This window comes from Brasilonema bromeliae SPC951, assembly GCF_012912135.1.
GTDB lineage: Bacteria > Cyanobacteriota > Cyanobacteriia > Cyanobacteriales > Nostocaceae > Brasilonema > Brasilonema bromeliae.
The window spans coordinates 1-9,807 of the sequence record NZ_QMEB01000246.1; the positions used below are offsets into that span (position 1 = coordinate 1).

The following is a 9,807-nucleotide window of genomic DNA, read 5'->3' on the forward strand; positions in this document are numbered from 1 at the left end:
GCGTATGGATTCCAAAACCTGGTAAGGACGAGAAAAGACCTCTGGGTATCCCGACAATGTATGACCGCGCTTTGCAAGCTCTCATAAAAATGGCACTTGAGCCAGAATGGGAAGCTAAATTTGAACCAAACTCATATGGGTTCAGACCAGGACGCTCATGTCATGATCCTATCGGAGCTATACATACAAGCATTAATCATAAACCAAAATTTGTGCTTGATGCCGACATATCAAAGTGCTTCGATAAAATCGACCACTCGGCGCTGCTGAAAAAATTAAATACATTCCCCACCATTCGCCGTCAAATACGTGCTTGGTTAAAAGTGGGAGTGATGGACAAAAAGCAGTTCCAAGAAACATCTGAGGGTACACCGCAGGGTGGCGTGATATCGCCGCTTTTAGCGAATATTGCCCTTCACGGGATGGAAGAACGGATTAAGTTATTTGCAGAAACATTACCTGGTAGTAAAAAGGGTAATCGCTCAAAACTATCATTAATCCGATACGCCGATGACGTGCGCCATTTAACCAGGTGCTAGACTCCTCTCACAGAGAGGAGAGGTTAGGAAAAGATGACCTCTGGGTCAACAACTTACCTAATGACGAAAGTCAGAGGGGACTGTAGCATGTTGATAAAGCAGAAGAAGTTAGAAGACGCTTATAATTTCGTTCTGCAAGACCCGCGTGATATGGTGAGAGCCGAATTGCTCAAACCTCAGTTTCCAGTGATGGAAGCGTACATCCCCCGATTACAGCGTCTCAAATGCGGGGTCACTGTGATAGGGTGGCTAAGTCGTCGTCACCCGAACTTTCCGCACAGTGAACGGTAAGGAACGACCTTACTTAAGGAAACGGACGAGGCACCTAAGTCGCGCTCGATACATCTAGCGCTTAGGGAAAGTGGGATTACCCGCCGTGCCGAGAGGCACAGGGTAACGGAGTCATCGTAGTACTCAGCGGACGGGAAAGCCGTCTACATGGGGAAGGATGACAGGTGTTATGAAACTCGACTTGTGAGGTACGCGAGATGCGAAATGCCGAAACTGTGTTGGGAATTATACATGAACGTGGTCAGCGGGGACTGCCACTGGAAGATGTTTATCGACAATTATTTAACCCCGATTTGTTCTTAAAAGCTTACGGTAAAATCTATCGTAATACTGGGGCAATGACACCAGGTGCAACAGGCGAAACCGTAGATGGGATGTCTAGAGCAAAAATTGATACTATTATTTCTGACTTACGTTATGAAAGGTATCAATGGATGCCTGCGCGTCGTGTTTACATTGAGAAGAAAAACTCTCTGAAAAAGCGCCCACTTGGCATTCCTCGTTGGTCAGATAAATTGTTGCAAGAAGTTATCCGCCTAATATTAGAGGCGTACTATGAGCCGCAGTTTAATCCAACCTCTCACGGCTTCCGTCCAGGACGCGGATGTCATACAGCCTTAAGCGAAATATACAGTAAGTGGGTAGGAACAAAATGGTTCGTGGAAGGTGACATTGCTCAATGCTTTGACTCACTCAACCATACAGTTCTCCTCACCATACTGAGAGAGAAAATCCACGACAACCGCTTTTTGAGGTTAATAGAAAACTTGCTGAAAGCTGGATATTTAGAAGAATGGCGGTATAATGCCACTCTAAGTGGAAGTCCACAAGGTGCGATACTAAGCCCGATTCTTGCGAATATCTACTTAGACAAGCTTGATAAATTTGTTGAAAATGAACTAATTCCAAAATATAACCGTGGTAAAGCACGCCAACCCAATCCGGAATGGCAACGACTACAAGGGCTGGCTCAACGTTTGAGAAAGAAGGGTCTATTTAGTGAGGCACATATTGCTCGCAAACTAATGCAGCAAGTACCATCTTTAGACCCACAAGACCCAAACTATCGCCGCCTACGTTACGTTAGATATGCCGATGATTGGCTAATTGGCTTTAGTGGTCCACGGCAAGAAGCTGAAGAGATTAAGCGCTTAATCGGCAATTTCTTGAGAGAAAATCTCAAACTCGAATTGTCCGAAACCAAGACGCTAATTTCCCACCCTCGAACTGAAGCTGCTCGTTTTCTTGGTTACGACATTGTAGTACTTAATAACAACCAAAAGCTTGATAGGCGCGGACACCGTAGCATTAACGGGCAAATTGGTTTAAAAGTACCACCTGATGTGGTCAAAAGCAAATGTGCCCGCTTCCTACTTCACGGTAAACCAATACACCGTGCAGAATTGATTCACGATTCCGTTTTTAGTATCGTGGCTCATTATCAGCAGGAATTTCAGGGAATCGTGGAATATTATCGATTGGCTTACAACTTACACCAACTAAATCGTTTGAAATGGGTAATGGAACGGTCATTAACTCAAACGCTCGCGCATAAACTGCGTACTAGCGTATCGACGATATACCGTCGCTATCAAACCACACTTCAAACTCGCAATGGCCCATATATTGGATTGCAAGTAACGGTTGAACGTGGAGAAGGACAAAAGCCATTAATAGCTAACTGGGGAGGAATCTCTCTGAAGCGAAATATGAAAGCAGTCTTAAATGATTCTCCTTTACAAACTGTAGGTCCAAGAACAGAACTCGAATGCCGACTCTTGGCTAATACCTGTGAACTTTGTGGTTCACAAGAAAATGTTCAGGTTCATCATGTTCGGGCACTTAAGGACTTACAAAAGGAAGGAAGAAATTCACCGCCCTATTGGGTTCAAATTATGGCAGCACGACAACGTAAAACCTTAATTGTGTGTCAACAATGTCATATGGATATCCATGCAGGACGCGCAACCCAAAGAACTAACACTGACATGTAAACACTGGAAAGCCGGGTACTCCGAAAGGCGTAAGCCCGGTTTGGGGAGGGGCGGACAGAAAAGTGCTTTTAGTAACTCGCTGGTCGCCTACTCTACTTCGTCATCTTACACGAAGACATAACTGTTGTCCAAAGATGTCAGATTATTATATCTGAGTGGTTAAAAGGCATGGGTTTGGAATTGAAGCCATCAAAAACACGCTTAACTCATACCTTAAATAAGTATGAGAGTGAAGAACCGGGATTTAACTTTCTTGGTTTCAACATTAGGCAGTTTAAAGTGGGTAAATATCACTCAAAACAAGGCTTCAAAACAATCATCACTCCAAGCAAAGAAAAGCAGAAGATACATTACGAACGAATAACTAGTATCATTTACGACCACGGTCAAGCGCCACAAGTAGCGTTAATAAGCCGACTCAACCCGGTAATCCGAGGATGGTCTAACTACTATTCGACAGTAATAAGTAAAGAGTCTTACTCTAAGCTAGAGCATCTCATGTATCTTAAGCTAAAAGCCTGGGCAGAATACCGTCACCCAAATAAATCAGGAGAATGGATAGCCAAGAAATATTGGCGAACCATTGGCGGTGATAACTGGGTATTCGCTACACCGAATAAAGGTAAAAATCCAATGCGTTTAATGAAACATACGGAAACGCCTATAATTCGGCACGTAAAAGTTAAAGGCGATGCCAGTCCATACGATGGCAACCTAGTTTATTGGAGTTCAAGAATGGGCACACATCCTGAAATGCCAAAAAGAGTGGCAACACTTCTAAAGCAACAAAAAGGAAAATGCGCCCACTGCGGATTGTATTTCCGTGAGGAAGATGTACTGGAAATTGACCACAAAATACCCCTAAAGAAAGGGGGAAAAGATGAACATAAAAATCTCCAGTTATTACATAGACACTACCACGATGTTAAGACAGCTAAGGATGACTTGGTTGGAGGTATGCACTTAGAAAAGCACCAAATTACTGAGGAGCCGGATGAAGCGAAAGTTTCACGTCCGGTTTTGAAGACGAGTCGCTCTGGTGACGGAGCGGCTTAGTTTAATAGTACCCTTGTGCACCCACGAATCAACAAACAAAGGCTGGCTCATTTTCTTTGTCCCAATGCGTCACCAATTACCCTATTTTTAGCTAAATGACGATTTTTCTTTTTCTCTTCATTGCTTAACTTACCATTTTTCGGCTTTTTGTAAGGAATTTGACTATTGAGATGAAGTTTTTTAATTAAGAGATAGCCTTTATCTACCAAGCATTGAATGTCTTTATTTAACGTTAATTTGCTGTTTTTAAACAATTTAAAATCATGGGTTTTACCCTTAGCGTGCGCTGTACAAATAATTTCACCAGTCTTCTGATTAACAACTACTTGAGACTTGAAAGTATGTCTTTTTTTCTTGCCACTGTAATATAGTTTTTGTTTTTTTTAGGACGTTCAATAGGGCTTTCTGTCACATCAATGACAACTACGTCTATATTGAAATCAGCCGAAAGTAATTGTTTTTTTCCTGGTAGGGTGAATATTCTAGACTGAATCAAAATATTTTCTACTTTCCGCTTAGGAGATCAAGCTGTAGATTCTGCTACTCCCCAAGATAGACCTATATGGAAATAGGTTCGATATTCTCTCCAGTACTTAATGGTCATTAATACTTGGTCTTCCAAACAAATTTTGCTTGGTCTTCCAGTTTTTTGTTTATTTTGGTTGTGGGTCTGCACTACTTCAACCATTTGTTCAAATGTCTCCGGTTTGACACCACAACACCGTTTAAACTCTGCTGTTGTTAGATGTTTAACTTGTTCGTATTTCATAAGGTTATCTTATGATATGAACCTAGCGTTAAGCGTAGCTCTGCCGTAGGCAATCGCCTTTTACCAGTCCCCATCTTACCCCGACTGGGACTTTTGCAAGAGGTCTATTCAATTCTTTGTTCATTAAGATAGTTCCTGAATGTCCTATTGGATCGGAATGGATAAATGCACAACAGCTTATTTCCAGTCACGATCATTATCTGTCCACTTAACTTGAATGCTGCTGATACGGAGGCAAGCGACTATTATGTTCCCGGACGAGAGCGAATATGATCGGGTATATGATGGCGATCGCCTAATATTTCTAACAAAGGACCATTAACGTCAAATTTAACCATACTTACCGACGCGACCAAAATATTCACCCGATAGCGATAGCGTCCCAAATCAATTCCCAGTAAACTGCAAAGCATAATCCGAATCGTAGCTTTATGGGATACTACTAAAACATTACCTTGGGGATGTTTTTCTTGAATTTCAGCAATTACAGGCATAGAACGGTTAGCAATATCTACCGCAGTTTCTCCACCTATTGGTGCATTCCAAGCCGGTTCTGTCAACCATTTTACATAGTTTTCTGCATAATTCTCTTGGACAAACGATTTACTCTTAGTTTCCCATTTGCCGTAACTACCTTCTCTAAGTCCGTCACGCAACTGCATATTCATACCGATAGCATCACAGAATGGCTTAGCAGTTGCAATTGTGCGCTTCATCGGGCTAACATAAACCGCTTCCCACTTCAATTTTTGATAAACATCGGCAAAACTCTCTGCCATCTGCATCCCTTCAGAGGTCAACTCCGCATCAGTTTCACCGCAGAAATTACCACTTTGACTAAAAGTAGTTTCTCCATGTCGCAGTAAATATAAATTGAGTGTCATAGCTTGTATCGCGATTGGGATAAAGGAGTTTGCGCAAAAATAAAATACCATCAATCTCGCAATCAAGTATGTGACACCAGGACAAAGTAATCAACCAAAAAAGTCAATCAATCACAAACTTTTGCGATCGCGTAAGCGCAAAGCGCAGGCTCCGCCAACGCGTAGCGTGTCCGTTCGGCCTCAAGCCGTGCCCGTTAGGCGCAGCCGTGGCGGAACGCCATAGGGCTCAGGACTCAGCGGGCGCTCTGCGCCATCGCCCTGAGTGAGTCTCCCGTATGGGCGATCGCCGCAACTTTGCCAAATTCAGCTTATATGCCAACCGCCGCAAGTGAGTACGAAGAATTTAATACCAAAAAGTTATTGTAATGCCCAAAGAGCGATTGCCTACGGCAGAGCTACGCTTAACGCCTCAGCAAACCCCGCAAATGAACTATAATCCTGGGCAACTATTGAGACATTTAAGCCTAACTTCTTTGCATTTGCTGCGGTATAGGGTCCAAAGCAGGCGATCGCACAACGTTCGTAATCACTTTTTGAATCAACCATTTGCAAAAAACCTGCGACTTCCGCAGTACTACTAAAGGCAATGACATCTATTTTCCCTTGCCGAATCAGATTTAACTCAACCTCATAAATATCTTTTTCTAAACTCCGCGTCCTATAAGTTGGTACACGGGTAACTTTCATGCCTAATTTTTCTAACCCTGCAACAAAGTTTGGAATCACATCGGGTTCCGGAACGCCTACAACTTCTGGAACTGGGACAAGTATATTTTTCTGAGCAATATCCGGAATTTTAGCCAATTCAGCAATAACTCCTGCTGGGCTGGGTTCTTTCGGTACTAAATCGACTTTGACTCCTAGATCTGCTAATCTCTCTGCATCTAATCCTATTGCACAAAAACATAGATTTGTCAAGACAAGGGGGTTTATCTCCAAATCCTCTAGACGTTGGAAAAATGCATCGATACCATTTCTACTGGTGAAAGCAATCCAATCAAATGCATTGATATGTTGCAGTGCAGCGTCTAACTCAGTAAAGTTTTCTAGTGGACAAGTTTCGATGGTTGGCATCAAAAACGGCATACCTCCTTGGTTAATGAGTTGTTGAGATAACCTGGCGGCATAATTACGAGGTGCGGTAACGATAATCCGCTTACCATGTAAGGGCAGTTGTATAGATGTAAGCAGTTTGATAGACCTCCTTTCATCCCACCACTAACCCATAGGGGTATAGTGGGGGAGTCGAATTTTGTTAAACTTCTGGGCAGCGCGTTAGCCGAGAGTACGGCATCATACCTCTTATGTTTTAACTTCTACTTCGGGCTAACTTTATCAATCGTCTTGATTTTACCGTCGTCCCCAACTGTCCAGACATCGTAGATACCGATAACATCGCCGTTTTGGTCAACATCCACGTTACCACTGGCTCCCTGGTAGTTGATTTTTTTACCTTCTTTCAATAACTTCAGTCCCTCGCATACATCAGTCACTTCTACCCCAGGACCGTTGGAAACTTCGCGGATTTTCTTAGCTATGGCATCACCTGTATTCTCCTTAGCAGCTTGTGCTGCTAGCGCTAGCAAGGCGGCGGCGTCCCAGCCTTGAGGAGCAAATTCACCTGGTGCAGATCCTCCTCTTTTAGATTGCCAGAGTTTGGTAAGAGCTTCTAAGGCTTTGCCGTTAGAACCTGGTACCGTACCAATCACTCCAGATACGATATATTTACCATCACTGGTTTTACCGACTTGTCCAGGAAACTCATTTGACTTCATTCCATCTGTCAGCATCACCTGCACTCCCTGCAGCAAACCTTGCTGGTACGCTGCTTTTAGTAGCAAACTACCTGTCTCTACGTAAAAAACGCCAAGGACTGCATCAGGCTTGCCAGCAAAAGCAGCAGATGCTTCAGTATCAAAGGTGGTTGCTTTGGGATCGTAGCGGACAGGGTTATTTTTATTAACAATAGTTCCCCCCGATTTTTCAAAAGCTTGCACAAATGCTTTTTCAAAGCCGACGCCATAGTCGTTATTTATGACGACGGTAGAAACTTTTTTATAACCTCTTTTATTAGCAAGTGCGGCTATGGCTGGTCCCTGGTAGCTATCAGGTGGAACAGTACGTGCCCAAAATCCTTGAAATTTACCTTGTTTTGCCTGTTCAGTAAATACGGGGCTGGTACTACCAGGAGAAATCAGCATGACTTTATTTTGAGCTGCAATTGAGACAGCAGCAGTAGAAACGCTGCTGGCAAAGGAACCAACGACACCCGCAACCCTATCTACAGTTGCCAGTTTGGTCATACCAGCAGCACCAGCTTTAGGATCAGTTTGGTCATCAACAGCAACAAGAGTCACAGGTTCACCGTTCACCCCACCGCAAGCGTTGACAGTTTCCACAAGTAAGGGGATTGAGGGTATGATTTGCTGTCCAATAGAAGCCAAGTCACCAGTGGCTGGTAGCAGGGAACCAATTTTCAATCCTTTACCACTAGTAGTAGTTGTTGTTGTTGTTGAACCTCCTCCTGGGCTGGCACTTGTGCCATTACCAGTTGGGCTATTAGGGGGGGTAGTATCACAAGCAGCTGCTAGGAAACCAACTGCCAGGGTAGTCAAAGCCAAAGCAAAGGCAGCATTCATTTTTTGCATATATTATTTAGTTTCACTCCTCATTTATTCAGGAGCCTAAAAGTATGATTCAATTTTGACGATGAATTAAATTCTTTAGTTGCTCCAGATGATAAATAATAACATCCCCTTTAGAGGATGTCTGAGAAGTCAAAAATGTCAAGTCCAACGTAGCGACGTTGAGGGCTTTACGCTTACGCCTAATTACTTACAATAAAAACACCTCACCCCCATCACCTCGCGGAAATCGCGGAGAGGGAATGAGGGTGAGGTTCTTCGTTTTTTATAAACCTATCTTACTTTTCCGTTACACAATACCTATTCACAACTATAGCGGTTTTCAGTTGGATGCAGTACGATAACCACAATGTTTAAACCAACCAAGAATGTCACTTAAATTGATAGTTTCTAAAGCATCTGTAATCGCTTTATCTAAATCAGGATAAGTTCTTGTTTCTTGTGAACGTAAAAAATCTTTAACTTTTGACCAAAAATTCTCGATGGGCGAGAAGTCTGGGGAATATGGTGATAAATAAATTAAATGAGCACCAACAGATTCAATCGCTTCTCTAATTCCTGACACCTTATGAGAGCTAAAACAACCACTACACACGCCCCTTCCCATAAATTCGGGACTAAAACTTGATGAATATAAATAGAAAATGCATTTTTATCATTTCCACCCTTAAAACTCATCGCCCCAACAATCCCACGTAAAGCGTTAAGCGAAGCTCTACCGAAGGTAATCGGTAAGGATTCAGGTGACGGGGGTATTGACAAAGGGGACGCTTGAGGGAGAGTATCGCAATCATGAACCAAAACCTGCCTCAAAAAAAACTAGACCGGGAAAGTCTGTACCAACTGTCCAAAGAACAGCTGGCAGATATCATCATTGAGCAGGCGATCGCCATCCAACAGTTACAGGCGACGATAAAGGAACTCAAACAAGAGATACAACAACTTCGTGTCAGTCGAGACCTGGATAGTAAAACTTCATCAAAACCACCATCTGGGGACCTCCTGAAAAAGCCAGAAAAGCAAAACTCAGAAACTGAGCCACACTCTGCAACTCAAAAAAGAAAACCAGGAGGACAGCCAGGACACATTGGAAAGACCCGCAAGGGATTTGATCGTGTAGACCGTGATCAAGTTCTCCGTCCACAAATATGTCTTGCTTGTGGTAACACAGAATTTGCAACCGAACCAGTCAAAGTCGAAACGCAACAAGTAGCTCAGTTGGTAGAACGTCCGATTGAAATAGTGGAGTACCACCGCCACAGTTGTCAGTGGAGCGCATTGTGGAGCTATACAGAACGCTAATTGGTCGCCACAAATAATTCCACGGCAAGACTTGGGAGTGAGGCTGCAAGCATTCTTAGGATGGATGGGCAATTATGGACATCTGCCATATGAAAAACAATCAAGTTTTGTTATGGGAACTGGGAGAAATCGACATTGGAGTTGGGAGTTTGGTAACCACCAATGAGCGAGTAGAACAAGCAATCAAACCAAGTATCTTGGAATTGAGTAGCTGGGTACAACAAGAGCAACCAAACATTCATGTGGATGAAACCCCCTGGTCAGTTAAAGGGTTAAAAAAAGAAGTCAGAAGTCAGAATTCAGAATTCAGAATTAATCGGATGGGGA

The 9,807-nt window shown here is 43.1% G+C and carries 9 protein-coding genes and 2 pseudogenes; 5 read left to right on the forward strand and 6 right to left on the reverse strand.

Annotation, left to right across the window (positions count from 1 at the left end; all coding sequences use genetic code 11):
- The 4 genes from DP116_RS23865 to DP116_RS23880 form a co-directional block, all read left to right on the forward strand.
- On the forward strand, positions 1 to 539 hold a 539-nt coding region (locus tag DP116_RS23865), incomplete at its 5' end, for a reverse transcriptase/maturase family protein (protein ID WP_422614239.1).
- 87 nt (positions 540 to 626) lie between these two features.
- Positions 627 to 830 (forward strand): hypothetical protein, encoded by a 204-nt coding sequence (locus DP116_RS23870; protein ID WP_169157531.1) that lies wholly within the window; start codon positions 627 to 629, stop codon positions 828 to 830.
- 197 nt (positions 831 to 1,027) lie between these two features.
- Positions 1,028 to 2,824 carry a reverse transcriptase/maturase family protein gene (locus tag DP116_RS23875; protein WP_169157532.1) on the forward strand — a complete coding sequence of 599 codons (1,797 nt, stop codon included), beginning with the start codon at positions 1,028 to 1,030 and terminating at the stop codon, positions 2,822 to 2,824.
- Positions 2,825 to 2,992: 168 nt separating this feature from the next.
- On the forward strand, positions 2,993 to 3,880 hold the full coding sequence (locus tag DP116_RS23880) for a group II intron reverse transcriptase (RefSeq protein ID WP_246275767.1): 888 nt from the start codon (positions 2,993 to 2,995) through the stop codon (positions 3,878 to 3,880).
- Between the two features lie 47 nt (positions 3,881 to 3,927).
- Here DP116_RS23880 and DP116_RS23885 read toward each other — a convergent pair.
- From DP116_RS23885 to DP116_RS23910, 6 genes and pseudogenes are all read right to left on the reverse strand, one after another.
- Positions 3,928 to 4,248 (reverse strand): annotated as a pseudogene (locus DP116_RS23885) (transposase family protein); the annotation flags it as partial.
- Positions 4,249 to 4,403: 155 nt separating this feature from the next.
- Positions 4,404 to 4,649: a helix-turn-helix domain-containing protein gene (locus DP116_RS23890; RefSeq protein ID WP_169157533.1), complete on the reverse strand. Its 246-nt coding sequence runs from the start codon at positions 4,647 to 4,649 to the stop codon at positions 4,404 to 4,406.
- A 245-nt stretch (positions 4,650 to 4,894) separates the two neighbouring features.
- Positions 4,895 to 5,533 carry a histidine phosphatase family protein gene (locus tag DP116_RS23895; protein ID WP_169157534.1) on the reverse strand — a complete coding sequence of 213 codons (639 nt, stop codon included), beginning with the start codon at positions 5,531 to 5,533 and terminating at the stop codon, positions 4,895 to 4,897.
- Between the two features lie 384 nt (positions 5,534 to 5,917).
- On the reverse strand, positions 5,918 to 6,724 hold the full coding sequence (locus DP116_RS23900; protein WP_169157538.1) for a uroporphyrinogen-III synthase: 807 nt from the start codon (positions 6,722 to 6,724) through the stop codon (positions 5,918 to 5,920).
- 125 nt (positions 6,725 to 6,849) lie between these two features.
- Positions 6,850 to 8,181, reverse strand: a complete 1,332-nt coding sequence (locus tag DP116_RS23905; RefSeq protein ID WP_169157535.1) for an ABC transporter substrate-binding protein — start codon at positions 8,179 to 8,181, stop codon at positions 6,850 to 6,852.
- 319 nt (positions 8,182 to 8,500) lie between these two features.
- On the reverse strand, positions 8,501 to 8,743 hold the full coding sequence (locus DP116_RS23910; RefSeq protein WP_211173473.1) for a transposase: 243 nt from the start codon (positions 8,741 to 8,743) through the stop codon (positions 8,501 to 8,503).
- Positions 8,744 to 8,970: 227 nt separating this feature from the next.
- Here DP116_RS23910 and DP116_RS29655 point away from each other — a divergent pair.
- Positions 8,971 to 9,807, forward strand: a pseudogene (locus DP116_RS29655) (DUF6444 domain-containing protein); the annotation flags it as partial.